This is a genomic window from Stenotrophomonas sp. C3(2023), assembly GCF_032911385.1.
Taxonomy (GTDB): domain Bacteria; phylum Pseudomonadota; class Gammaproteobacteria; order Xanthomonadales; family Xanthomonadaceae; genus Stenotrophomonas.
In genome coordinates this window covers 630,825-655,186 of sequence record NZ_JAWJLO010000001.1, presented here as the reverse complement: position 1 = coordinate 655,186, position 24,362 = coordinate 630,825, and the positions used below count along the sequence as shown (strand labels likewise).

Here is a 24,362-nt window from a genome sequence, read left to right as displayed (position 1 = left end):
CACCTGCGGCCTTGACACTCTTGCCCGCATGGACCCGATACCCACCCTGGACCCGTTACAGGCCTTCGCCGCCAGGGTGGAAGCCCTGCTCGAGCGCAACCAGCGCCTGACCGAGGAGAACCGCAGCCTGCGCCAGCAGCAGGAGCAGCTGATCGGTGAGCGCTCGACCCTGCTGGCCAAGAACGAGCAGGCGCGCTCGCGGGTGGAGGCGATGATCACCCGGCTCAAATCGCTGGAGCAGCACACATGAGCCAGAACGAACCGGTCAGTGTCCGCATTCTGGACCGCGAATACACGGTGGGCGTGGGCAGCGACGAGCGCGACAGCCTGATGGCCGCCTCGCGCGTGCTCGACGCAAAGATGCGCGAGATCCGCGGCAGCAACCGCATGGCCGCAGTGGACCGGGTCGCCGTACTGGCCGCGCTCAACCTGGCCCATGAGCTGCAGCTGCTGCGCGATGAGCAGGCGCGACAGGCAGCCGCGCTGCAGCAGACGCTGGCCGACCTCAACCGACGGCTGGACCGTGCGATTGACGGTACCTGAGCAATTGCACGACGCCATCGTTTTCATGCTGAATTGGGATGCAATGTTGCCGACGAATGGTCACCTCAAGGGCTGGTCGCGGCGCTCGACAGGGCTATAATGACCCTGCGTTCTCTGCGGTGTACGACGGCGTGTGCAAACATTCGCCTTGTCCCTTAATAACGACACCGGGTGCGCGACGGAACCGGGAGTGCAAGTCCGCCTTGCAGCGGGAAGCCCGATGGTTCCCCAGCGTACCCACTTGAACCTCGGGTTCAAGGTCGTTTCGCATGCATCGTCATTGCGGAGAATGCAATCATTCCACGAAGGCGGCGTCCCCGGACGCCGCCTTCGTTTTTTCGCGCGCCGAGGCACGGCACAATAGCCGGGTTTTCCGCCCGGGCTTGCCATGACCGACACTCCGATCGACCCGCTCCGTACGCAGCTGCGCACCACCCTGCGCGAGCGCCGACGTGCCCTGCCCGCACCGGCGCGCATCGCCGCGGCCGAGGCACTGGCCGACAACCTGCTCGCCCTGCCCTTCGCGCCGACACGCGGGCATGTTGCCGGGTACTGGGCCAGCGATGGTGAGATCGCCCTGCACCGTTGGCAGCTGCAGCTGCCAGCCACGGTGCAGTACTGCCTGCCGATGCTGCATGGCGACAGTCTGCGCTTCGCGCCGTGGCAGCCCGGCCAGGGTCTGCGCCAGAACCGCTTCGGCATTCCCGAGCCGGACATGGACAGTGCCGATGCGCTGCCGCCGGAGCAGATGGCACTGGTGGTCACGCCGCTGGTGGGCTTCGATGCCACCGGCGGACGCTTGGGCATGGGGGGCGGCTGGTATGATCGCAGCTTCGCATTCCGTCACGGGCGCCCCGCGCCGCCGTGGCTGGTGGGCGCCGCCTTCGCGGTGCAGCAGGTCCCGGCCGTGCCGCTGGCCGGCTGGGACGTGCTGGTCGACGCCATCTGCACTGATGCGAGCACGCTCTTTCCTTCCCCGGTGAACGCATGACCGCCCGCAAGCGCTATTGGCTGATGAAGTCCGAACCGGACGCTTTTTCCATCGATGACCTGCAACGGGTCGGTACTGAGCCGTGGAACGGTGTACGCAACTACCAGGCGCGCAATTTCATGCGCGATGGCATGCAGGTCGGCGACGGCATCCTGTTCTACCACTCCAACACCAAGGTGCCGGGAATCGTGGGCATCGCCCGCGTCGCCAGCACGGCCTATCCGGACGACACCCAGTTCGACCCGGACTCGGACTATCACGACCCGAAAAGCACGCGCGAGAACCCGCGCTGGATGCTGGTGGACGTCGCCTTCGAGCGCAAGCTGGCCAAGGTCATCGCGCTGGAGGAAATCAAGCAGCACCGCGACGAACTGGGCGAGGGCTTTCCGCTCACCGCCAACGGCAACCGTCTTTCGGTGTTCCCGGTTACCGCCGCGCAGTGGAAGCTGCTGCTGTCGCTGGAAAAACAATCCTGATCCCCGCCTGAGACCCCATCATGTCCGAAGCCAAGCGCCTGGCCGCCGAGAAAGCCATCGAGTATGTTGAAGATGGCATGATCGTCGGCGTCGGCACCGGTTCCACCGTTGCCTACTTCATCGATGCGCTGGCGCGCATCCAGCACCGCATCAAGGGTGCGGTCTCCAGCTCCGAGCAGAGCACCGCGCGACTCAAGCAGCACGGCATCGAGGTGTTCGAGCTCAACCATACCGGCACCCTGTCGCTGTACGTCGATGGCGCTGACGAATGCGATCCGGGCAAGTGCCTGATCAAGGGCGGCGGTGCCGCGCTGACGCGCGAGAAGATCATCGCCGAAGCCAGCGAGCGCTTCATCTGCATCGTCGACCCGAGCAAGCAGGTACCGGTGCTGGGCCAGTTCCCGCTGCCGGTGGAAGTCATCCCGATGGCCCGCAGCCTGGTGGCCCGGCAGATCCGCGACATGACCGGCGGCCAGCCGGCCTGGCGCGAAGGTGTGATCACCGATAATGGCAACCAGATCCTGGACATCCACCACCTGCAGATCACCGACCCGGAAAAGCTGGAGCGCGAGCTCAACCAGCTGCCGGGCGTGGTGTGCGTCGGCCTGTTCGCCCGCCGCCGTGCCGATGTGGTGATCGTTGGCGGCGAGCCGCCGCGTGTGCTCTGACCTCTGCTGGCCGGCGCCCGCAGCCGGCCTTCCTGCCCTGCGCAAAGGAAAACCCATGAAGATGCGTTCACTTGCCCTGCTGGTGCTGCCGCTGCTGGCCCTGGCCGGCTGTGCCAGCGACCCGGCCCGCCACTGGGTGGAACTGGACGGCAACCGCTACAAGGTGGAACTGGCCCAGGATGACGCCACCCGGGCGCGCGGCCTGATGTTCCGCGACAGCATGCCCGCCGACCACGGCATGCTGTTCATCCACGATCGTCAGGAAATGCAGGCGTACTGGATGAAGAATACCCGCCTGGCGCTGGACATCCTGTACTTCGACGATGCCCGCCGTCTGGTCAGCCAGCAGCGCGACGTGCCGCCGTGCTCGGCGGGCGATCGCTGTCCGCCGTATCCCAGCAGCGCGCCTGCTCGCTACGTGCTGGAGCTCAACGCCGGCCAGGCCGAGAAAATCAATCTCAAGGACGGCACCGAGCTGAAGTTCGGCCCAGGCATCCCGCTGGAGTGAAGGCCCTCGTCGCGCACGCGGTGTTCACGCCGCGCGGCTTGAAACCGCCGCGCTTTGCCTCCAGTCTGTAGCCATGCAGGACCGGATCACATTGCCCGAGTGGGAGACCCTGGCCGAACTCGATGATGAGTCGCTGCCGCTGCTGTCGACCGCGCTGCTGATCGCCCGCGACGAGTATCCCGGGCTGGATCCGCAGCAGTACGACGCTACGGTGCAGGCCCATGTCGAGCATCTGCGCGCCGAGGTCGACACCATCGACGCGACCCCGCTGAAGATGGCCGCCGTCAACCGCCACCTGTTCGACGAGCTGGGCTACAGCGGCGACCACGACGAGTATTACGACCCGCGCAACAGCTACCTCAACCAGGTCTTCGAGCGGCGCCTCGGCAACCCCATTTCGCTGGCGCTGGTACAGATCGAGGTTGCCCGCCGGCTTGGCATTGCGCTGGATGGCGTTTCGTTCCCCGGACATTTCCTGGTGCGTCTGCCGGTCGATGACGGCGTGCTGGTCATGGACCCGTTCAACGGCGGCCGTCCGCTGGGCGTGGATGAACTGCGCGAACGGGCCAGCCCTCACCTCGGCGGGCAGCTGCCCGATGACCAGGTGCTGGCGCAGATTCTGGACCCGGCGCCCAGCCGCGCCATCCTGATGCGCATGCTGCGCAACCTGCATGGCGTGTATGCGCAGGCCCAGCAATGGGACCGGGCCGCGCGCAGTGCGGACCGGCTGCTGAAGCTGGCACCCGAGCAGGACGATGCACTGCGCGACCGCGGGCTGGCCTACCTCGCGCTGGATTACCTCAGCGGCGCGCGCCGTGACCTCGGCCGTTACCTCACCCGCAACCCGGACGCCGACGATGCGCAGCAGCTGCGCGAAAAACTGGTGGATCTGGGTGGCCCACGCGTGCGCCTGCATTGACCTGCGTACCGCGCACCGGGCTGACCGGCATCGCCGGCAGCTGCGGCACCATGCAACGGCGCGTTACGCGTCGTCGATCTCGATCATCTCGAAATCATCCTTGCCCATGCCGCAGTCCGGGCAGGTCCAGTCGTCGCTGATGTCCGCCCAGCGCGTGCCCGCAGCGATGCCTTCCTCGGGAAGGCCTTCGGCCTCGTCATAGATGAAGCCACATATCAGGCACATCCAGCGCTTGAATGTAGTCGCGTCGGTATTGCTCATCGGATAATCACCATCATTGCTTCTCCCGGCCATTGTCCCACCCTGGCCGCTTCCACTGGTAGACCGCCATGCTCTCAGTTGCCCAGCGCCCACGTGGCGTGTACCTGATTACCCCCGACGAACCCGATACCGCGCAGCTGCTGGCGCGCACCGCGCCGCTGCTGGCCGCCGGTGCGACCTGGCTGCAGTACCGCAACAAGCGCGCCAGCGACAGCCTGCGCCGGGAACAGGCCGAAGCGCTGCTCGCACTGTGTGCCGTGCACGAGGTACCGCTGATCGTCAATGACGACGCTGCGCTGGCGCATGCCATCGGCGCGGCCGGCGTTCATCTCGGCGGTACCGACGGCGATGTCCCCAGCGCGCGCGCACTGCTGGGGCCGCAGGCCATCATCGGTGCGTCCTGTTATGACCAGCTGGCCAATGCCGAACGTGCCGTCGCCGACGGCGCCAGCTACGTGGCGTTCGGGGCGTTCTTTCCGACCACCACCAAGGTCACCTCCAGCCGCGCCCATCCCGACCTGCTGCGGCAAAGCGCCGCACTGGGCGTGCCGCGGGTGGCCATCGGCGGCCTGAGCCCGGACAATGTCGAACCCGTCATCGATGCCGGCGCCGACCTGGTCGCCGTGGTCAGTGGCATCTATGCCGCCGCCGACCCGGTTGCCGCCCTGCGCGCCTTTCTCGCCCCGTTCCGGCCCCACCAGGAAGCCTCATGAACCACGATCAGTCCCACGCCCTGTTCTCACGCGCCCAGCAGCTGCTGCCCGGCGGCGTCAACTCGCCGGTACGCGCCTTCAAGTCGGTCGGCGGCGAACCGTTCTTCGTCGAGCGGGCCGACGGTGCCTACCTGTTCGACGTCGATGGCAACCGCTACATCGACTACGTCGGCTCGTGGGGTCCGATGATCGTCGGTCACAACCACAGTGCCGTGCGCCAGGCGGTCAAGAAGGCCATCGACAACGGCCTCTCCTTTGGTGCGCCCTGCGCCGCCGAGGTCGCCATGGCCGAGACCATCACCCGGCTGGTCCCCTCGTGCGAGATGGTGCGGATGGTCAACTCGGGCACCGAGGCCACGCTGTCGGCCATCCGCCTGGCACGCGGCGCCACCGGACGCAACCGTATCGTCAAGTTTGAAGGCTGTTACCACGGCCATGGCGACTCGTTCCTGGTCAAGGCCGGCAGCGGCATGCTGACCCTGGGCGTGCCGACCTCCCCCGGCGTTCCGGCGGGACTGAGCGAGCTTACCCTCACCCTGCCCTACAACGATTTCGAAGCGGCCTCTGCGCTGTTCGAGGAACAGGGCGAGGACATCGCCGGCCTGATCATCGAGCCGGTGGTCGGCAATGCCAACTGCATCCCGCCGCGCGACGGGTATCTGCAGCATCTGCGTGCGCTGTGCACCGCGCACGGTGCCGTGCTGATCTTCGACGAGGTGATGACCGGTTTCCGCGTGGCGCTGGGCGGCGCACAGGCGCAGTACGGCATCACCCCGGATCTGACCACCTTCGGCAAGATCATCGGCGGCGGCATGCCGGTAGGTGCCTATGGCGGGCGGCGCGACCTGATGCAGCAGATCGCTCCGGCCGGGCCGATCTACCAGGCCGGTACGCTCAGCGGCAATCCCGTGGCGATGGCCGCTGGCCTGGCCATGCTGGAACTGGTGCAGGCGCCGGGTTTCCACGCTGACCTGTCGGCACGCGCGGCACGCCTGTGCGCAGGATTGGAAAGCGCGGCTGCCGAGGCCGGGGTGGCGGTGACCACCACCCAGGTCGGTGCGATGTTCGGTCTGTTCTTCACCGACCGGAAGGTGGAAACCTACGCGCAGGCGACGGCGTGCGACATTCCGGCGTTCAACCGCTTTTTCCACGCGATGCTGGAACAGGGCGTGTTCCTGGCGCCGTCGGCGTACGAGGCCGGCTTCATCTCCAGCGCGCACGATGATGCGGTGATCGAGGCGACGCTGGCGGCGGCGCGTGTAGCGTTCAAGGCGGTGAAGGGCTGAGGGGAAGCAGTGACGACCAACGGTCGTCACCTACCGCGGCAGGCAGAGCCCTCGTGATCCAGGTGGGTGACGACCGTTGGTCGTCACATGCTGCAGCTCAGCCGAAGGTGAAGCGGCCTTTCATCATGGCGAAGTGGCCGGGGAACGAACAGAAGTAGGTGTACGCTCCCCCCTTCTGCAGCCCGCGCGTGGAGAACCGCACCTTGGTGCTCTCGCCCCCCCCGATCACCGGGGTATGCGCGAGCACGCGCGTATCGTTCTTCGGCAGGTAACTGTCAGCCAGCGTGCCGCGCATGCCCAGCATCGCCACCGGCTGGTAGTCGGCCGTGCGGGTCAGCACCCAGTTGTGGCCCATCGCGGTGGCGGCCATGCGGCCGGTGTGGCGCAGGGTCAGCTCGACCTCGGTGCAATCGGCCGCCACGGCAATGCTGCTGCGGCTGAAGGTCATCTGGTCGGTGCTGTCGATGCTCACCGCGCAGACCTTCGCCATGGCCGCCGGCGCCATCAGCACGCCTGCCAGTCCCACTGTCCACATTGCCTTGCGCACGCGTCCGCACTCCTCTCATTGATGCCCCCATTGTAGGAAGCGCACCGGCCACCCGGCTGCGACCGGCTGTCGCACCCCGGCGGCTGCATGCGGCATGCTGGCGGACATGGCGCCAAACATTTCATTGCTGCTGCTCGATGCCGACGGGGTGCTGCTGCACGTGCAGCGCTCGCGCTACGTGCAGCATCTGGCAGCGAACATGTGCCTGTCGCCATCGGGTGTGCAGGCGCTGGCCTCCAGCCACGGACTGGACCGCGCCTACAGCGAGGGGGCACTGGACACGGCCGGCTACCTGGCATCGCTCTCACGCGCGGTCGGGTGCCGCATCGATGCCGCGCAGTGGGTGGAGGCCAGAACACGGGCCAGCACCCCGCAGCATTCGGTGCTGCAGCGGCTGCAGGCGTTGCCGGAGCGGGTGGCGTTGGCGGTGCTGAGCAACAACGGCGCGCTGATCGAGCAGGTGATCGCCCATCACCTGCCGGATCTGTGGCCGCGACTGGCCGGCCGCATCCTGTGCAGCGGCCGTCTGGGTATCCGCAAGCCTGAGCCGAGAATATTCCTGCAGGCCCTGCAGCTGCTGCAGGGCACACCTTCCCAGACCTTGTTCGTAGACGATCTTTTCACCCATGTGCGCGGCGCGCGGCAGGCCGGCGTGCATGCCGAAACCGTGCATGATGGCCGCAGCCTCGGCAAGGTCCTCAAACGCTACGCGTGGTGATGGCCAGATGCCGGGCGCTGCCCGGCACGGTGTGATCAGCGCCCAGCCAGGTACGACTGGATGGCAGCACGCAGCCGCGTAAGACCCTCGGCGAGCTCTTGATCGGTGATGTTCAGTGCCGGCACGAAGCGCAGCACGTCCGGCCCTGCCTGCAGGATCAGCAGACCCTGCGCGGCGGCATGGTCCAGCATCACTCCGGCCTGACCGGCATGGTCGGCATTGAGCACTGCGCCAAGCATCAGACCACGCCCGCGCACCTGGCTGAAGACATTGAACTCGGCGTCGATCTGCTGCAGCCCTGCCTGCAACGCCTGCGACTGCCGGCCGACGTTGTGACCGATCGCATCCGAGGCCAGCTTGCGCAGCGCAACGCGGGCGACCGCAGCAGCCAGCGGATTGCCGCCGAAGGTGGTGCCGTGCGCCCCGAACTGCATCGCCTCGGCCACCTTTGGGCCGGCCAGCATCGCGCCGATCGGGAAACCGCCGCCCAGCGCCTTGGCCAGGGTGACGATGTCCGGGGTGACGTTGTCCTGCCAGTGGGCAAACAGCGTACCGGTACGGCCCATGCCGGTCTGGATCTCATCCAGCACCAGCAACGCCTGGTGCTGGTCACACAGTTCGCGCACACGCTGCAGGAAGCCCGGCTTGGCCGGCATCACCCCGCCCTCGCCCTGTACCGGCTCGAGCATCACGGCGGCCACGTCGCCGGCGGCCATGGCAGTCTCCAGCTGCACCTCGTCGTTGAAGTCAACGTAGCGGAAGCCCTGCGGCAGGGGTTCGTAGCCTTCCTGGTACTTGGGCTGGGCGGTCGCGGTGACCGTGCCCAGCGTGCGCCCGTGGAAGCTGCCGCGGAAGGTCACGATGACCCGGCGGTCCGCGCTGCGACCCTGGCTGGACGCCCATTTGCGCACCAGCTTGATGGCCACCTCATTGGCCTCGGCACCGGAGTTGCACAGGAACACCCGCTCGGCGAAGCGCGAGGCCTGCACCAGCTCCTCGGCCAGGTGCAGCGGCGGCGCGCTGTAGAACACATTGCTGGTGTGCCAGAGCTTGTCGGCCTGCTCCAGCAGCGCCGCCTTCAGATCGGGGTCGTTATGCCCCAGTCCGCACACCGCGATGCCGGCGGCCAGGTCGATGAACTCGCGGCCCTGGCTGTCCCAGACGCGCGCGCCCTGGCCACGCTCCAACACCAGCTGGCGCGGCTTGTACACCGGCAGGTAATAGTGCGACAGAGAAATCAGCGGGTCGGCGGCGGTCATGGCGGTCTGCGGCTTGGGAAAGGTCCCATTCTCGCCCCGCCGCCCCTGCGGCACAATGCGACCATGCGTCCCCTTTCCGACCCCCCGCTGAGCCCTGCCGCCGACACCGGCTGGCGCCGCCACTGGTTCGACATCATCTACCGGCATGACACGCCGCCCTCGCGCAACTTCGATCTGCTGCTGGTGGCGGCGATCATCGCCAGCGTGCTGGTGGTGATGCTCGACAGCGTGCAGCACCTGCACGCGCGCTGGTCACACTGGATGTACGGCGTGGAATGGGCGTTCACCGTGCTGTTCACCGCCGAGTACGTGGCGCGCCTGATGGTGGTCAGACGCCCTCTGCGTTATGCGTTCAGCATCTGGGGCGTGATCGACCTGCTGTCCATCCTGCCAACCTATCTCTCATTGCTGGTTCCCGGTGCGCAGAGCCTGCTGGTGGTGCGTGCGCTGCGCATCCTGCGGGTGTTCCGCATCCTCAAGCTGACCCGCTACATCGAGGAAAGCGGCGTGCTGATGCATGCGCTGTGGCGCAGCCGACGCAAGGTGCTGGTCTTCCTGTTCACGGTGATCACCATCACCATCATCGCCGGGGCGCTGATGTACCTGCTGGAAGGCCCTGCCCACGGCTTCAGCAACATCCCCAGCAGCATGTACTGGGCGGTGGTGACCATGGCGACGGTCGGCTTCGGCGACATCGTGCCGCAGACGGCGCTGGGTCGGTTTGTCACCTCGGTGCTCATCCTGATCGGTTACAGCATCATCGCCGTCCCCACCGGCATCTACACTGCCGAACTGGCCAACAGCATGCGCGAAGCCGGGCAGCAGGGGCAGCCCAGCCAGGACTGCAGCCGTTGCGGGCTGCAGACCCATGTGGCGGATGCGCGCTACTGCAGCCGCTGCGGCAACGCACTGAGCATCGCCGCAGCGGACTGAACGCGCTAGCGGACGCTCACCGTTGCATGCCGCGCCGGTGGGCTGGTTCAGGCCCGCGTGCCTGTGTCGCCGCCGCCGCCGCCTCCCGCAGGCGCTGGTGACGGTTGCGCTCGGCCAGCCGCTCTCCGGGCGGAGCGCTGCCCACGCGCCCGGCAGCGGGGTGGATGCGCTGCTGCGCCGGTGAACTGGGTACGCTGGCCGCTACTCGGTCCCTCTCGCGATGCGCAGGGGGCTGGGCCGGGAAATCACGTACGGCGGCACGTGGCGGCGCGTGGTGGATTTCCAGCCGTCCACCGCTGTTGCCATGGAAGGTCATCGACTCGACGATGCGTCGGTCGGCCAGCAGATGCATCTCTTCCGGCCGCCCTTGGTTGAGTCTGACGGCCACGCCGGAGGCCAGCTGCTGAACGTCCCTGGCCGAGAATGTCGACGGCGGAGGTGTCCACCGGGTCAGGCTGCGCGCCTGCCCTGCGGGCGACGGAACGGGTTCCCCGGTGATGGCATCCACCATCACGCGTGGCTCCGGCCGTGCGGGCAGCACCAGTGCCGGCAGGTTTGCGCTGTCGAGCAGGCGCAGCTCAAGCCTGCCCTGATCGACATGCCCGTGCTCTTCAAGCCCGGCGGGAACCGTGACGATGTTGCCTCTCATTGTGCTGCCATGGGGCACCCGCAGCGTGCCGGGCCCGCGTGCAGCGATCGCGGCAGCATCGCCCGCGCCTGCCAACGCTGGCGGCGACGACGACGCCAGCGGATGCAACGGACGATCTGGCAATGCAGGCACGGCCGGCGCGGGCAGGCCAGCAGCCGGCACGCTCTGCGGAGCCTGCAGCATCCGGTGCCGGACATCGGCCTGCTCCACGCTCCGTAGCCGCACCTGGTAGTTGGCCATCGCACCGGCGTACAAGCTGAAAGCACCTGCCGCAGCGGCCCATTGCTCGCGTACTGCGCGGCGCTGAGCGTCCCGCTCGTCGCGGCCAGCGGCCCTGATCTGCGCCGAGTGATCCCTGTCTGCCTGGTACTGCTCTTGGGTTCTGTTGTGGTACGCCTGATTGGTCGCGCGGAACTGGTCCAGGCGGGCCTGCGCGGTGACAACCACGTGCTCCCGCTCCGCACGCGCCTGTTGCGCGCGTGCGTTTGCCTGCCTGTTCGCGGTTTCCCGTGCCGCCTGCACGCGTTGCTGCTGCCGCCGTTGTGGTTCTGCATTGCGCTGTATGAGTGCGCTCAGCTGCTGCAAGCGGCCGTCCGAGTGGAGGTTCGGCGGCAACTCCGCCGGCCCGTCGGGGTGCGGGTACCTGCCGACGTTGGGTTCGCGGGCAAGCAGTTCCCGTAGCGGCATCGCTCTGCCTCGCTCGTCACGGACAGGGACCACCAGAAGCTCCGGATGGCGCTGGCCGACAACGTCCTCAAAGATCAGCGCGGCCAGCGGCTGCAGGTTTCGATGACCGCGACCAGGTGCCAGCTCCTGCAGCGTAGAGAAACCTGCGCCCCTGCCAACCATCGCTGCCACCACCTGGGCGTCGTCTGCCTGTGTCAACGCGCGCCGCAACGACTCGCTCACCAGTGCACCAAAGGCCGCACCGTTGCTGCGCTGTTGGCTGCCCGCAGGCGGCCGCAGCGACTCGCTCACCGCCAAACGGACAAGACCGGCGGCCGCATCCGGATCCAGCAGGACCCGGGCCTGCGCCCTGGGCGGCATGGATTGGCAGGCCACCAGCATCCGTGCGACAGCCGCCACCCGTGCCGGACGAGCCACCTCGTCAGCAGGCTGGCACATCCTTGCCAGTATCACCGCCGCCTGCTCAGGTGTATGGCCCCGCGGCGTCGGCACCGCCTGCTCCGGACGTCGCCCCTCCTGATGCGCACGTCCTTGCGCCTGCTGCCAGGCGTCGGCCACTGCATCGCGGTCGTCCTCATCGAGCGCCGGCCCCGCTTGGGTGACAAGCGTCTCGACCAGCACGGCGCAGCCGGCCTGGCGTGCGGCAGGCTCGGCACTTAGACGGATCAGTCGACGTACCAGTGCATCCTCGAGTTCTGTCAAGGATGGGCTGTCATCGTCGCGATCGCCGACAAGTACCAGGGCGGCATCCCGGGCAGAGAATCCTTCTGCATCCACCACCAGTCGCAGGCCCTGTGCAAGCTGGGCGTAGGCATCCTCCGTGCCGGTCGCTTCGGCCATGTCGATCAGTCCGAGCAGCAGCTCACGCCCCTGTCCGCGCAGCAATACCGCGGCTTCTGCAGGCTGCTGCTGCGCGACCAGGTCCAGCGCTGCGGCAGCGGCAGCAACCCGCTGATTGTACGGAACCCGCGTGTCATGCAACGTCTGCAGCTGCGACTCCATCTGCTGGACCTGCGGTCCTGGCTCTGCAGTGGGCGGAACACCCGGCGCTGCCTGCTGGTTCAGCAGGGTCTGCAACCACATGGAGGCATCCGCACGCGCCTGCTGGAACGCCGCTGCGCTGTCCGCATCTGTCGCGCTGCGGTCAAAGTCAGCGGCAAGCCCCACACGCCGTCCCGCCTCGGTCTGCGCCAAAGCCTCCAGTGCTGCCTGCTGCTGCGGCGTCAGCGCTGGATGGGCACACGTTGCCAGCGCGTACTGCTCGCCCAGGCGCGCCAGCGCCGAGGCAGCGGCTGACGCCAGATCCAGGTTCTGATCCGCCGCGTCCACGGCCTGCTGAACCGCCGCGATAGCCGATGCCATGTCGGCATCGAATTCACGGTTGGCGTAGTCGGCAAAATCCTGATCCACCAGGTTGGGGAGGGCCCCACCGATACGGGACATCGCATCGATGCGCCGTTCCAGGGGTTGCCCTGCGTCGCGCAGCGTCTGCCCCAGCAGCGTGATCTCTGCCCGCACGCCCACCGTGCGCCGTGCCGCTTCGCGCATCTGCTGCTGGGCGGCCGAAAGCGTGGGCAGCTGCCGGTCCATACTCGGATCGACCAGGACTTCCACCGCAACGCCCAGCCCTACGGCAGCCGCAGCCGGTTGCGCTGCGGCCGCCCGCAGCCGCTGGATCAGGCCCGAGTCCTGCCCGTATGCCGCTCCGTCTCGGGCAACGAGATCAAGCAGCTCGCCGAGCGCAGTAGCCGGAGCGCTGGCATGCATCGCCGTGCCCGATGCCGGCTGCTCCAACAGGTCCAGCCCCACACGCATCACTCTCTCGGCGGACCCCGAGTTGAGCCAGCCAAAACGTCCTTCAACAGATAGTGCATGCAGATGCGAGGTCATCCTGTAAAGCGACTGGACCCGCTGTTCGAGCGGCTGACTGCGGTCGCTCAGCGTAGCCCACTCCCCGTCGATGGCCATTTCCGCATCTTCGTCGCTACCCAACTGGGTTGCGAAGCTCGCCGAGCTTTCCGAGCCATCCGTTGAAACAAGCTCGAATTCATAGGGCGGTAACATCTCCTCGTCGGCCGCGAGAGGCTGTGCGACCTGCGCGGGATAGACAGACGTCGGGGAACCGGCGGTCGACGTTCCCACCGTCGCCGAGGCAGGAGACGTTGTAGCAAAGGATGCAGGTGACGGTCTTGGTGCCGGCGTCGGTTCGGGCACAGCAGGCACATGCTCTGCCTGCGCTGTAAACGGTCGCGTCTGCTGCAGACGTGTGTTGCGGTTAATGATGTTCTGTCGGCGCACCGGATCGGGCTCGGCATCTATCAGCGCCTGCACGGCCGCCGACGAGAGGTGGCCCGGCTGTTCCCAGAACTGCTCCAGCTGGCGGACAGACAGCTCGCTAAGCGCATTCTCCAGCTGCTGCAGCGCGATCACCCGGACGACATGCCCATTCCAGGTTGCCTCAAGTGTTCTCACATGTTCGCGTGCGGTTTCCAGCTCGGGCGAGCCCGACTCGTTATCAAACTCGTCACTACTGCTGGCCGAAAGGGCTCGTCCCACCGGATTGCGGGGCCGGGAGGGACCCGGCGTCGGTGCGGCGTTGAATCGATCACTCATGCATCGTCCTCCTGACGTGACAGGGAAGCTCAGCGGGTCTGGGCGAGCAATCGGCCGCATCATGCAGCGCGTGCAATCGCCTGTCTGAGCAGGATCGATGTTAGCGACCGGGCGTCGCTGGCAGAACCGTCAAACCCGACACAGGTCAAGGCGCGGGTCCACCGCGCTGCGCGCAAAGCCGGCGGCAGCTGCAAGCGCCGCCAGCTCCGTGTGCGTCAGCGTGAGCGACGGTTGCTCATGTCCACCAGATCGTTGTATGCATCCAGCAGTTTTGCCTGGCTGCCCTCCGGCGCCGTGCCGTTTGCCAGCAGCATCTGCTCGCTGCGGGTCAGCGGCTTGTTGGCCTTGACCCGCTCGATGCGGCGACCGGCCTGGCGCACGAGGCCGTCGGCCGAGCGCTGCACATGGCCCCACGGTGCGTCACCCTCACCCACCTTCTCCTTCTGCGCCTGGTCCAGCAGATCCTGATAGACCTTCAGCTGCGCTTCGGACGCGGCTACGTCAGGCTGGTCTTCGTTGAGCAGGGTCACCAGCTTCTTACCCTCGCCCAACAGGCTCAGCTGATAGAAATTCACGCTGCGACCTTCGTCCTTTTCGACCTGCGCGATCTGCGCATCACGGCGCTGGTCTTCCTTCACATCGAGCGCATCGGAGAGCTCGCCACTGGCGGCGTGGAACGCCTTGTAGGCCTGCATGAACGGGGCATGCAGCGTTTTCATGCCTTCGCCTCCGTCACGCTTGTAGTCCTCGCGCTCGTAGTAGCGGCTGGCTTCTTCGATCTTCTCGTTGACTGCGAGAAACGCCTGCTGGAACCTGCGCGCGACCGGATCCAGTTCCGCATCGGCCGGGCCCTGCTCCAGCGCGGCCGTCATCGGCTCGCCGCACATCTCGACACGATGGGTGGGAATCATGCGCGGTCCACGCACCAGGGTCTCCTTGCCGGTCGGGCCCGCATCGACATCGTCGATCCAGGACACATAGCTTTCCATGGCCTCCTGGACCGGCTGGCCTACGCCGTTGAAGCAGTTGACGTAGGCATTGATCCTGGAAATTTCCTGTTGGTCGTGCGGGGCTGCCCCCTGCTTGGAACAACCGGCCAGCAGCGCGCCCAGCGCGATGGCAACGAGGGGGAGATAACGGGGGAGGTGATGCATTCTGCACTCCATGCAGGTCGAAAGGGCGCGCAGGCTAACAAAACCGATGCAACGCGGCGTGTACGAAAGCCCCCTGTGCCGGCCGTTCGCTACAGAAACAGATCCGGCAACAGCGGCTGCGTTGGATCCACCGCATAGGCGGACAGATCCTTGACGCCGGCCTGCGCCAACACGTCTTCATCGATCAGGAAATGGCCGTGGAAACCATCGGCGGCACGCACGAGCACGGCGTGCGCGGCGTCGGCCACCACCTGCGGCCTGCGACAACCGGCCGCATCGACGCCGGGAATCATGTTGATCGCATCGGTGGCGATGATCGTGCGCGGCCACAACGCGTTGACTGCCACGCCCTTTGGGCCGAACTCGGCGGCCAGCCCCAGCGTGACCAGGCTCATGCCCATCTTCGCCAGCGTGTACCCGGTATGCGGGCCCCACCATTTCGGGTCCAGGCTGGGCGGTGGCGCCAGGGTCAAAACATGCGGATTGGGCGCCTGCAGCAGGTGCGGCAGACAGGCCTGCGCGCACAGGAAACTGCCTCTGGCGTTGACCTGCTGCATCAGGTCGAAACGCTTCATCGGCGTGTCCAGCGTGCCGCGCAACCAGATCGCGCTGGCATTGTTGACCAGGATGTCGATGCCGCCAAAGGTGTCCACGGTTGCTGCCACGGCCGCGCGCACCTGGTCCTCGTCGCGGATGTCGCATTTGACCGCCAGTGCCTGGCCGCCTGCGGCATGTACCGCCTCGGCAGCCGAGTGGATGGTGCCCGGCAGTCTGGGATTGGGCACGGCTGACTTGGCCGCGATGGCGATGTTGGCGCCGTCCCGGGCCGCACGCAGGGCGATGGCCAGACCAATGCCGCGGGAAGCACCGGTGATGAAAAGGGTTTTCCCCTGCAGGCTGGTCATGGCACGCTCCAGAAGACGATGTGGCTGCATTATGCCGCCACCACACAGGCTTTACCGGCGGCGTGCTCCGCTGGCACTCCGGTCTACTGCATCGAGACGCTCGCCATGACCCATCGTATGCTGCCGCTGTACTCGCTGATGCTGCTGGCTGCATGTCAACCCGCGCCGTCCGCACCGCCCCATGCCACGGCCGACGCCGCGACAGCCGCACCCGTCGCATCCATCCGCTGGGACAAGCGGATCACCTGGGATGGCGACATCAACGCCTGCCGACAGGGCCAGCCCAGCGTCCAGTGTCTGCAGGATGCGATGCGCGGGGGCGGCGCCAGCCCCGCTGCCATTGCCGCGGCTGGTGAGCTGTCGGTCAATGGCGAGTTGGCCTACGTGAGCGCCTGGCACGAACACGACGGCATCGGTGTGGCCACCGTGACCTACCCGTTCCGCGCCAACACCAACCAGGGCACGCTGCTGGTGGACAGCGCAGGGCGACGCATCGATGTGGACGCCATTCCCACCCAGGACAACGGAGCGCAGGATCCGGTGGCGCAGGCGGTACTGCAGTCACACCCGGGCGCGATGCCGTTTGCCCCCGCGCAGGCAGCCGGCACGGCGGCGTTGGAGCAGAGCGGTGTGCGCCTGCTGTACCGCACGCCGCTGCGCCAGTGTCATGCATGCGCGGATGTGGGGCAGTTGCAGGTGGCCTACGATTTCGACGACAAGCGCGTCTTCCGTGACCGCCAGGCCATCGCGCCGTGACCTGACCGCCGGTTTCAGGGCTTGGGGCCCTGCCCCTCGTTGTCCTCCCAGTGCAGGATGCGCCGGGTGACGAAGCGGTAGACCGGCTTGCCCGTGGCAAACCACAGCTCGCGCACCCACGAGGTGCGCTTGAGCACGCGCTTCTCCACCGGCGTCAATGACGTGCGGCAGTACATCCGCTTGTGCTTGAGCAGGTGGCGCAGATCCTCGCGGGCCAGCAGGCGCATCCAGCGCGAGCGCGGATGCCCGATCACCGCAAGCTGGAAGTCGATCAACGCGGGCCGGCCGTCCTCGGTGACCAGCCAGTTGGCCTCCTTGGCCAGGTCGTTGTGCGCCACGCCCCGTCGATGAAGCTGCTGCAGCAGGCGCCGGGCCGAGCGGAACCAGGCCAGGTCACCGTGCGGTGGCCGCTGGTACATCGCGTCGCCCGCCATGAAGCTGCGATCCAGCCAGTGGCCGTCCCAGGCAAGCAGTTGTGGCACATCGGCCATGCCCCGCAGGTGCCGCAGCGCCCGTGCTTCGCGCCGCGCCAACCACCATGCAGGGACCCGCAGCCACCAGGGCGTTGCCCCCAGGTCGCGGCGTACAAAGCGTCCCTGCGGCCCCTCGACCAGCAGGATGCGGCCAAAGCTGTCGGACTTGAGCGCCGTATGCGGCTGCATATGAGGAGATGCCATGGCCCATTCTAGGCCATCGCCGCGCTGGCCACCGGACTGTAATGGCTTGTAACGGCTGACAACGCATCGGCGGTGCGCCCCTATAATCGGGCGATGGACTCTTCTTGGATTGACGCCACCCTGGCGTGGATTGCGGCTCATCCCGTGCTCGCCGGTGCGGTCATTTTCCTGATCGCCTTCTGCGACGCGGTCATTGTGCTCGGCGCGCTGGTGCCCGCCCTGCCGTTGCTGTTCGCCGTCGGCGTGTTCATCGGCCTGGGCCAGATATCCGGTCCCTACGCCGTGGCCTGCGCGGCGCTGGGCGCTTTCGCGGGTGACGGCATCAGCTACTGGATCGGCCGACGCTGGGGCGACCGTCTGCGCGGGATATGGCCGTTCAGCCGCTATCCGCAGCTGCTCGAGCGCGGCGAGCTGATGTTCCGCCGCAACGCGTTCAAGAGCATTCTGGTGGCGCGCTACGTCGGTGCCATCCGGCCGTTCGTGCCGGCCATCGCCGGCATGATGAAGATGCCGGTCAGCCGTTACGTCCAGGCCAGCGGCATGGCCTGTCTGTCCTGGGCGGTGCTGTTCCTGATTCCCGGCTGGGTATTGGGTGAGGCCTACGATGCGGTGGCAGCGGTGGCCGGCCGGTTGGTGGTGGTGGTTGGTCTGCTCGGTGTCATCCTCGGCCTGGTCTGGGCGATCGTGCTCTACAGCTACCAGTGGTCGGCCTCGCGCATGGACAACTGGCTGGCGCGGCTGCTGGCCTGGTCGCAGCGCCATCCCAGGCTGGGGCGCTATTCGGTGTCGGTGTTCGATCCGCAGCGCCGCGAATCGGTGCCACTGGCCATGCTTGCGCTGATGCTGCTGTTGCTGGGTTGGGCTTGGTTCGTGCTGCTGATGGTGGTGGTCGCCCATGGCGAGCCGCTGAGCGTTGACCTGTGGGTGCATCAGACCATGCTGGCGCTGCGCAACCCGCTCGCCGACCACCCGATGGCCGCACTGGCATCGCTCGGTGCCTGGCAGGTGCTGCTGCCGGCCACGGCCGCCGGCATGGGTTATCTGCTCTGGCGCCGGCGCTGGATGGCCGCGGCGCACTGGCTGGCCGCGCTGGCCTTCGGCCTGGCGCTGACCAAACTGCTGGGCACCACGGTGGACGTGGTGCGACCGCCGCATGCCAGCAGTGGCTTCGGCTTCCCCTCGGTGTCGGTGACGATGGCCACCATCACCTTCGGCTTCTTCGCGGTGCTGATCGCCCGCGAACTGCCCGGTCGCACCCGCGTGTGGCCGTACCTTGTCTCCGGCGTGGTGGTGAGCCTGATCGGCTTCGCGCGCCTGTACCTGGGCGCACACTGGCTCAGCGATGTGGTCGGCGGCATGTTGTTCGGCACCTTCTGGCTGCTGGTGCTGGGCATCGCCTACCGTCGCCGTTTCAACCGGTCGTTCTGGGTCAAGCCAGCCGCCTGGCTGTTCTACGGCACCTTCGCCGTCGCCGCGCTGTGGTACGCCCCGCGCAACATCCCGGTCAAGCTGGACCGCTTCGAGCCGGCCCAGCCGGCGCCGGTGGCGATGGACGCGCAGTTGTGGTGGCAGCAGGGTTGGCAGCAGATGCCGCCGCGCCGTAACGAGTTCGACGACGACCAGCGTTGGCCGCTGGATGTGCAGGTGGCCGGCCCGTTGGCCCCCTTGCAGGCCAAGCTGGAGGCCCAGGGCTGGCGCGCGCAGGAGCAGGCAGGCTGGGAAGAGGCACTCCAGATGCTTGAAAAGAACACGGCCCCGCGTGAGTTGCCGGTCCTGCCGGCCACGTTGGACACCCAGGTTGAAAGCTTGTTGATGGTGCGCGACGGCGAACGCGAGGACGAACTGTTCGTGCTGCGCCTGTGGCCGGCGGGCCACGTCCTGCAGCCCGGCGACCAGCCGCTGTGGCTGGGCAGCGCGCAGACCCTGCGCCACACCCGCCACTTCAAGTGGATCGGCATGTGGCACCCGCTGCGCGGCGTCGATCCGGCCCTGCAGGCCGTGCGTGGCGCGCTGCAGGGCAGCCTGCCCGAGGCGCAGGACATGCATCCGCAGAGCGGCCTGCCGGTGCTGCGCATCCGCACCAGCGACGTACCGCAGGCCGACGCCGCCGGAGGGTAGAGCCGACCCATGGTCGGCTCACCGCGCGCCAGCGCGGTGGGGTTGCTGCGGTGAGACCCGCCGGGCAGAGCCCGGCGCTACGTGGGTATCCAGCCCAGCAGCCGATCCAGACGCTGATGGACGTCGTCCACCTGCAGCAGCTGCAGACGCTGCCGGTCTTCCAACGGCAGCAGCTGGGCCAGCTGCCAGCCGACCCAGCCCGCCTGGTCAAGCAGGATCGGGCTGCCCGGTTCGTACGCTGGACCGGCCTGTTCGATGATGTGGGTAAGCAGCGTAGCCAGCAGCGAATGCTCAGGCCGCAGCTCGTCATCGGCATCGTCGGTGCACCACTGCACCTGCGCGACCACCAGCCCGTTGTCACGCACGCGGGTGTGTTCGACATGGAAGCGCCGGCCGCCGCGCAGCTGCAGCTGCAGTACGCCGTCAGCGCCGAGGTCGAAATCCTCGACGCGCGCTTCCACGCCGTAGGCTGCCGGCACGGCTGGCGCCCCGGTTTCTTCTCCCTGCAGGATCAGGCAGACGCCGAACGTGCCGCCGTTGCGGCCGCACTCGCGCAGCAGGTCCAGATAGCGTCGCTCGAACACCCGCAGGCCGAGCACGGCACCGGGCAGCAGCACGGTGTGCAGCGGAAACAACGGCAGCGCCGCCACGTCCAGCCCGCCGTCGCCTGCCGTGCTCATGCGCCCTGCAACTGGCGGTGGAACCGCCGCGGCGCGCCATCGAAGCCGCCGTTGGACATGAACACCACATGGTCACCTGCGCGCGTGCTGGCCTGCAGCTGCGCGAGCAGTGCATCGGTGTCGGCCACGGCATGCGCCTGGCCCCGCACCGCGCCGATCACTGCGGCAGCATCCCAGGCCAGCTCGGGGCGGTGCAGGAACACTACCTCGTCGGCCAGCGCCAGCGAGGGTGCGAGTGCCTGCGCATGCGCGCCCAGGCGCATCGAATTACTGCGTGGCTCCATCGCCACCACGATGCGCGCGGCACCAACCCTGGCCCGCAGTCCTTCGAGTGTGGTCGCAATAGCGGTGGGATGGTGGGCGAAGTCGTCGTAGACGGTGATGCCGGCAGCTTCGCCGATCAGTTCCAGGCGTCGTTTGACGCTGCGGAAGCGCGCCAGCGCCGGCAGTACGTCCGGCAGCGCCACGCCAACTGCATGCGCGGCCGCCAGCGCGGCCAGACCGTTGAGCACGTTGTGCCGGCCCAGCAATGCCCAGCGCACCTCACCGACACGCTGGCCTCTGTGGTGCACCACGAAGGCACTGCCGTCGGCACTGAGCAGTTCGGCGTGCCACTCCAGCGTCGCATCAAAGCCGAATCGCTCCACCGGCGTCCAGCACCCCATCTGCAGCACCTTGGCCAGGTGCGCGTCTTCGCCATTGACGATCAGCCGGCCACGCGCCGGCACGGTGCGCACCAGATGGTGGAACTGACGCTCGATCGCTTCCACATCCGGGAAGATGTCGGCGTGGTCGTATTCAAGATTGTTGAGGATGGCCACCAGCGGCCGGTAATGCACGAACTTGCTGCGCTTGTCGAAGAACGCGGTGTCGTACTCATCGGCCTCGACGACAAACTCGCGGCCCTGCCCAAGACGCGCCGAGACGCCGAAATCCTCGGCCACGCCGCCGATCAGGAAACCCGGTGCACGGCCCGCGGCTTCCAGCAGCCAGGTCAGGATGGTGGTGGTGGTGGTCTTGCCATGGGTGCCGGCCACGGCCAGGGTGTCGCGCCCGGGCAGAACACGCTCGGCCAGCCACTGCGCGCCGGAAACATAGCGCTGGCCGGCATCAAGCACGGCTTCGACGGCGGGATTCCCCCGCGACAGCGCGTTGCCGATCACCACCTCGTTCACCGCGGAAGGCACGCTGTCGGCGTGGTAGCCCTGGTCGAGCTGGATGCCCAGCTGTTCCAGTTGCGTCGACATCGGCGGATAGATCGCCTGGTCGCTGCCGCTGACCGCAGCCCCCTGCTCGCGCGCCAGCGCGGCCACGCCGCCCATGAAGGTGCCGGCAATTCCAAGAATATGTACGCTGCTCATGCCCTGATTGTCACCGATCCAGGCGCTGACGACACGGCACAGACTGCATGTCAGATAACTCCTAGCGCCTATGTGAGAAAAGCTTGGGATGCTGTCGGGGATATCCCGATAGCGTCAAATAATGATCGCGAGGACAATCGGTGCCGCCAGCCGCAGTCCCCAACCGGTCCTACTCCCCAAGAGGCCATCCCCATGGGAGCTCATGCTGCGGGGCCCTGAGCAAGCCCTACTGCTGGCGCCTACAAACAAACAGGCCTGGTCCGCAAGGATCAGGCCTGTTTCGTTTCGTGCGCCGGGTACCCTGCGGCGCAGAGCACCCTGCACTGCATCGATATCAGGGCTTGATCGCCTGATGGATGCGCGCTTCCACCTCATCCAGCTCACCCACGCCGTCCACGCGAGCCAGGGTGCCGCGACCGGCGTAGAAATCCACCACCGGGGCGGTCTGCTCGTTATATACCTGCAGGCGCTGGCGGACCGACTCGGGATTGTCGTCGGCACGGCCCTGTTCTTTGGCACGACCTGCGATGCGCTCGACCAGCAGCTCGGTCGGCACATCCAGCTGTACCACCGCGTCCAGCGGCTGACCGATGCGGGCCAGCAGTTCACCCAGTGCGTTGGCCTGGGCGACGTTGCGCGGGTAGCCGTCGAGGATGAAGCCCTTGGACACATCGGCCTGGGCCAGACGCGACTCGAGCATGCCCAGCAGGATCTCATCGGACACCAGGTTGCCGGCATCCATCACCGAGCGTGCCTGCTTGCCCAGCTCGGAACCGGCGGCGATTTCGGCGCGCAGCATGTCGCCAGTGGAAATATGGGCGATATCGAGCTTGTCCTTCAGGCGGGTTGCCTGTGTCCCCTTGCCCGAACCGGGCGGTCCCAACAGAACCAATCGCATCAACCTGACTCCAACTTGTTGAAAATTCGAAAGATGCCGCGTCCGGACTGTTCGGTATCGCTGCACCGCAATACCCCCACTTTACCGCATACGGGTAATGTCCCTGCAATGTCCCTCCCCAGAACCGGAGTCTCCATGCGCCAAGGCACCCTGCTCTACGCCCAGTCCGGCGGCGTCACTGCCGTCATCAATGCGACCGCCTCGGCGGTGATCCAGGAAGCGCGTGCGCGCGGTGTCACCGTGCTGGCCGCGCGCAACGGCATCCTCGGCGCGCTGCGCGAAGATCTGATCGACACGCGCAAGGAGTCGATCGCCGCGATCCGCGCGCTGGCACACACGCCGGGCGGTGCATTTGGCTCGTGCCGCTTCAAGCTCAAGTCGCTCGACGCCGACCAGGCCCGCTACCAGCGCCTGCTGGAGGTGCTGCAGGCGCACGACGTGCGCTGGTTCCTTTACAACGGCGGCAATGACTCGGCCGACACCGCCCTGAAAGTGTCCCAGCTTGCCCGCGCCTCGGGCTATGACCTGACCTGCGTCGGCGTGCCCAAGACCATCGACAACGATCTGGCGGTGACCGACACCTGCCCGGGCTTTGGCTCGGCAGCCAAGTACACCGCCGTGTCGGTGCGCGAAGCCGCACTGGATGTTGCGGCGATGGCCGATACCTCCACGCGGGTGTTCATCTACGAGGCTATGGGCCGCCATGCCGGTTGGCTGGCCGCTGCCGCCGGTCTGGCCGGCGAAGGCCCGGAGCAGGCACCGCACATCATCCTGCTGCCCGAGCGCGCCTACGACGAGGCGACCTTCCTGGCCAAGGTGCAGGCGGTGGTGGACCAGGTCGGTTACTGCGTGGTGGTGGCCTCCGAGGGCATCGCCGATGCCGACGGACGCTTTGTTGCCGACGCCGGCGGGGGTACCGACTCGTTTGGGCACACCCAACTCGGCGGCGTGGCCGCGCACCTGGCCGGGCGGGTCAAGGACGTACTCGGCCTGAAGGTGCATTGGACCCTGCCCGACTACCTGCAACGCTCGGCCCGCCACCTGGCCAGCCGCACCGACTGGGAACAGGCACAGGCCGTGGGCAAAGCGGCGGTGCGCATGGCACTGGCCGGGCAGAACGGGGTGATGCCGGTCATCGTGCGCAGCAGTGACGCACCCTACCGCTGGAAAATCGAAGCCGCGCCCCTGCAGAAGATCGCCAACCACGAGAAGAAGATGCCGGCCGGCTTCATCCGTCGCGATGGCTTTGGCATCACCGCCAAGGCACGCGCCTATCTGCGGCCGCTGATCAAAGGCGAGGCGCCGCTGCCGTATGGCCCCGACGGGTTGCCGCGCTATGTGACGCTGAAGAACGTGGCGGTCAAGCGCAGGCTGCCGGCATACGAAGCCTGAGTGTCCTGGGGCCGGGCACGCCCGGTCCCAGCGGGGCGCCGACTCACCGGCAGGCAGCGCCTTCCATCTGCAGCTGTGCGGCGAACATCGGAATGGCCGCGATGGTACCGGCGGCCGCCTGGCGCTTGGCATCCTCCAGATAGATGCGTGACTGGCCTTGTCCATCGCGCTCGGCTGCGCTGGCCGCTGGCAGGCGCCAGACCCGCACCACGGCCTGCTGGGTCGGGCAGGCCGCGTTTGGTACGCGGATCACGTCGTTGAGCTTCCAACCCTTGGCCGCATCGGGCTGGGTCTTGGCTGGGTCGACGAAGCGCGCACGCGGTTGGCACTGTTCGCTGGTACGCACCGCTGCAAAACGATAAGGCTGCTCCGCCTGGCCGGTGAACGCACCTTCCAGCCGGGCGCACGCTTCGGGAATCTGGCGCAGCGTGTGCACCGCACCTACCGCCTGCGGCGCACCGACCGCACGCTGCAGTTCCGGGGTCTCAGCAGCGTGGGCAGCCACCGGCAGCAGGGTGGCCAGCAGCAACAGGGGCAAGCGCATGCGACATTCTCCAACGGGACTGTGCGCAGGCTTGCAGAACGTGGCTTAACGGGGTGACAAGGCGCGGGATGTCACGGTGTCCGCCACGCCGGCTTGCCCTTCAGCG

25 protein-coding genes and 1 other RNA gene are annotated in these 24,362 nt (G+C 67.3%); 15 read left to right on the top strand and 11 right to left on the bottom strand.

The window, feature by feature from the left end; genetic code table 11:
- Positions 1 to 28: 28 nt before the first annotated feature.
- The 8 genes from RZA67_RS02710 (at position 29) to RZA67_RS02675 (ending at position 4,105) form a co-directional block, all read left to right on the top strand.
- Complete coding sequence (locus tag RZA67_RS02710; RefSeq protein WP_317210992.1) at positions 29 to 250, top strand: TIGR02449 family protein; 222 nt, start codon at positions 29 to 31, stop codon at positions 248 to 250.
- Entirely contained in the window at positions 247 to 543 is a 297-nt protein-coding gene (locus RZA67_RS02705) for a cell division protein ZapA (RefSeq protein ID WP_317210991.1), read from the top strand. The genes RZA67_RS02710 and RZA67_RS02705 overlap by 4 nt, the downstream gene beginning before the upstream one ends.
- A 108-nt stretch (positions 544 to 651) precedes the next feature.
- Positions 652 to 836: non-coding RNA, 6S RNA (gene ssrS, locus RZA67_RS02700), on the top strand.
- A 95-nt stretch (positions 837 to 931) separates the two neighbouring features.
- Complete coding sequence (locus RZA67_RS02695) at positions 932 to 1,534, top strand: 5-formyltetrahydrofolate cyclo-ligase (RefSeq protein ID WP_317210990.1); 603 nt, start codon at positions 932 to 934, stop codon at positions 1,532 to 1,534.
- A complete protein-coding gene (locus RZA67_RS02690; protein ID WP_317210989.1) occupies positions 1,531 to 2,010 on the top strand; it encodes an EVE domain-containing protein in 480 nt (159 codons plus the stop codon). The genes RZA67_RS02695 and RZA67_RS02690 overlap by 4 nt, the downstream gene beginning before the upstream one ends.
- A gap of 20 nt (positions 2,011 to 2,030) precedes the next feature.
- The gene (gene rpiA / locus RZA67_RS02685; RefSeq protein WP_317210987.1) at positions 2,031 to 2,678 is read left to right on the top strand and encodes a ribose-5-phosphate isomerase RpiA; all 648 of its coding nucleotides are present in this window, start codon (positions 2,031 to 2,033) and stop codon (positions 2,676 to 2,678) included.
- A gap of 61 nt (positions 2,679 to 2,739) precedes the next feature.
- Positions 2,740 to 3,186, top strand: coding sequence for a DUF192 domain-containing protein (locus tag RZA67_RS02680; RefSeq protein ID WP_317213786.1), 447 nt, complete (start codon positions 2,740 to 2,742; stop codon positions 3,184 to 3,186).
- A 73-nt stretch (positions 3,187 to 3,259) separates the two neighbouring features.
- Entirely contained in the window at positions 3,260 to 4,105 is an 846-nt protein-coding gene (locus RZA67_RS02675; protein ID WP_317210986.1) for a SirB1 family protein, read from the top strand.
- Positions 4,106 to 4,168: 63 nt separating this feature from the next.
- Here the strand turns inward: RZA67_RS02675 and RZA67_RS02670 are convergent, their stop codons facing one another.
- The gene (locus RZA67_RS02670; protein ID WP_317210985.1) at positions 4,169 to 4,399 is read right to left on the bottom strand and encodes a rubredoxin; all 231 of its coding nucleotides are present in this window, start codon (positions 4,397 to 4,399) and stop codon (positions 4,169 to 4,171) included.
- Positions 4,400 to 4,434: 35 nt separating this feature from the next.
- Between RZA67_RS02670 and thiE the strand changes: the two genes are divergently transcribed.
- Together thiE and hemL are read left to right on the top strand one after the other, a co-directional pair.
- Complete coding sequence (thiE, locus tag RZA67_RS02665) at positions 4,435 to 5,079, top strand: thiamine phosphate synthase (protein WP_317210984.1); 645 nt, start codon at positions 4,435 to 4,437, stop codon at positions 5,077 to 5,079.
- On the top strand, positions 5,076 to 6,365 hold the full coding sequence (gene hemL, locus RZA67_RS02660) for a glutamate-1-semialdehyde 2,1-aminomutase (protein WP_317210983.1): 1,290 nt from the start codon (positions 5,076 to 5,078) through the stop codon (positions 6,363 to 6,365). Before thiE ends, hemL begins: the two co-directional genes overlap by 4 nt.
- 97 nt (positions 6,366 to 6,462) lie before the next feature.
- On the opposite strand, the gene azu is transcribed toward hemL, so the two are convergent.
- Positions 6,463 to 6,900, bottom strand: a complete 438-nt coding sequence (gene azu / locus RZA67_RS02655) for an azurin (protein WP_317213785.1) — start codon at positions 6,898 to 6,900, stop codon at positions 6,463 to 6,465.
- Between the two features lie 118 nt (positions 6,901 to 7,018).
- Here azu and RZA67_RS02650 point away from each other — a divergent pair, with 118 nt between their 5' ends.
- The gene (locus RZA67_RS02650) at positions 7,019 to 7,630 is read left to right on the top strand and encodes an HAD-IA family hydrolase (RefSeq protein WP_317210982.1); all 612 of its coding nucleotides are present in this window, start codon (positions 7,019 to 7,021) and stop codon (positions 7,628 to 7,630) included.
- Between the two features lie 35 nt (positions 7,631 to 7,665).
- Here the strand turns inward: RZA67_RS02650 and RZA67_RS02645 are convergent, their stop codons facing one another.
- The gene (locus RZA67_RS02645) at positions 7,666 to 8,889 is read right to left on the bottom strand and encodes an acetylornithine transaminase (RefSeq protein WP_317210981.1); all 1,224 of its coding nucleotides are present in this window, start codon (positions 8,887 to 8,889) and stop codon (positions 7,666 to 7,668) included.
- Between the two features lie 63 nt (positions 8,890 to 8,952).
- On the opposite strand from RZA67_RS02645, the gene RZA67_RS02640 reads away from it, so the two are divergent.
- A complete protein-coding gene (locus RZA67_RS02640; RefSeq protein WP_317210980.1) occupies positions 8,953 to 9,822 on the top strand; it encodes an ion transporter in 870 nt (289 codons plus the stop codon).
- A gap of 16 nt (positions 9,823 to 9,838) precedes the next feature.
- On the opposite strand, the gene RZA67_RS02635 is transcribed toward RZA67_RS02640, so the two are convergent.
- The 3 genes from RZA67_RS02635 to RZA67_RS02625 all read right to left on the bottom strand — a co-directional run bounded on the left by RZA67_RS02635 (position 9,839) and on the right by RZA67_RS02625 (position 15,830).
- Entirely contained in the window at positions 9,839 to 13,771 is a 3,933-nt protein-coding gene (locus tag RZA67_RS02635; protein WP_317210979.1) for a hypothetical protein, read from the bottom strand.
- A gap of 215 nt (positions 13,772 to 13,986) precedes the next feature.
- Positions 13,987 to 14,925, bottom strand: coding sequence for a YiiG family protein (locus RZA67_RS02630; RefSeq protein WP_317210978.1), 939 nt, complete (start codon positions 14,923 to 14,925; stop codon positions 13,987 to 13,989).
- Positions 14,926 to 15,014: 89 nt separating this feature from the next.
- Positions 15,015 to 15,830, bottom strand: a complete 816-nt coding sequence (locus RZA67_RS02625) for an NAD(P)-dependent oxidoreductase (RefSeq protein WP_317210977.1) — start codon at positions 15,828 to 15,830, stop codon at positions 15,015 to 15,017.
- 105 nt (positions 15,831 to 15,935) lie between these two features.
- Here RZA67_RS02625 and RZA67_RS02620 point away from each other — a divergent pair, with 105 nt between their 5' ends.
- Positions 15,936 to 16,586, top strand: coding sequence for a hypothetical protein (locus RZA67_RS02620; protein WP_317210976.1), 651 nt, complete (start codon positions 15,936 to 15,938; stop codon positions 16,584 to 16,586).
- A gap of 14 nt (positions 16,587 to 16,600) precedes the next feature.
- Here RZA67_RS02620 and RZA67_RS02615 read toward each other — a convergent pair whose 3' ends face one another.
- Positions 16,601 to 17,248 carry a serine/threonine-protein kinase gene (locus tag RZA67_RS02615; protein WP_317213784.1) on the bottom strand — a complete coding sequence of 216 codons (648 nt, stop codon included), beginning with the start codon at positions 17,246 to 17,248 and terminating at the stop codon, positions 16,601 to 16,603.
- Positions 17,249 to 17,356: 108 nt separating this feature from the next.
- Here RZA67_RS02615 and RZA67_RS02610 point away from each other — a divergent pair, with 108 nt between their 5' ends.
- Positions 17,357 to 19,381, top strand: coding sequence for a VTT domain-containing protein (locus RZA67_RS02610; RefSeq protein ID WP_317210975.1), 2,025 nt, complete (start codon positions 17,357 to 17,359; stop codon positions 19,379 to 19,381).
- A 77-nt stretch (positions 19,382 to 19,458) separates the two neighbouring features.
- On the opposite strand, the gene RZA67_RS02605 is transcribed toward RZA67_RS02610, so the two are convergent.
- The 3 genes from RZA67_RS02605 to RZA67_RS02595 form a co-directional block, all read right to left on the bottom strand.
- Complete coding sequence (locus RZA67_RS02605; protein WP_317210974.1) at positions 19,459 to 20,061, bottom strand: LON peptidase substrate-binding domain-containing protein; 603 nt, start codon at positions 20,059 to 20,061, stop codon at positions 19,459 to 19,461.
- Positions 20,058 to 21,422: a UDP-N-acetylmuramate:L-alanyl-gamma-D-glutamyl-meso-diaminopimelate ligase gene (gene mpl, locus RZA67_RS02600; RefSeq protein WP_317210973.1), complete on the bottom strand. Its 1,365-nt coding sequence runs from the start codon at positions 21,420 to 21,422 to the stop codon at positions 20,058 to 20,060. Before mpl ends, RZA67_RS02605 begins: the two co-directional genes overlap by 4 nt.
- A 334-nt stretch (positions 21,423 to 21,756) precedes the next feature.
- Positions 21,757 to 22,320, bottom strand: a complete 564-nt coding sequence (locus RZA67_RS02595) for an adenylate kinase (protein ID WP_317210972.1) — start codon at positions 22,318 to 22,320, stop codon at positions 21,757 to 21,759.
- A gap of 135 nt (positions 22,321 to 22,455) precedes the next feature.
- Between RZA67_RS02595 and RZA67_RS02590 the strand changes: the two genes are divergently transcribed.
- Entirely contained in the window at positions 22,456 to 23,712 is a 1,257-nt protein-coding gene (locus RZA67_RS02590) for a 6-phosphofructokinase (RefSeq protein WP_317210971.1), read from the top strand.
- Positions 23,713 to 23,755: 43 nt separating this feature from the next.
- Here the strand turns inward: RZA67_RS02590 and RZA67_RS02585 are convergent, their stop codons facing one another.
- Entirely contained in the window at positions 23,756 to 24,256 is a 501-nt protein-coding gene (locus RZA67_RS02585; protein ID WP_317210970.1) for a hypothetical protein, read from the bottom strand.
- Positions 24,257 to 24,362 lie beyond the last annotated feature (106 nt).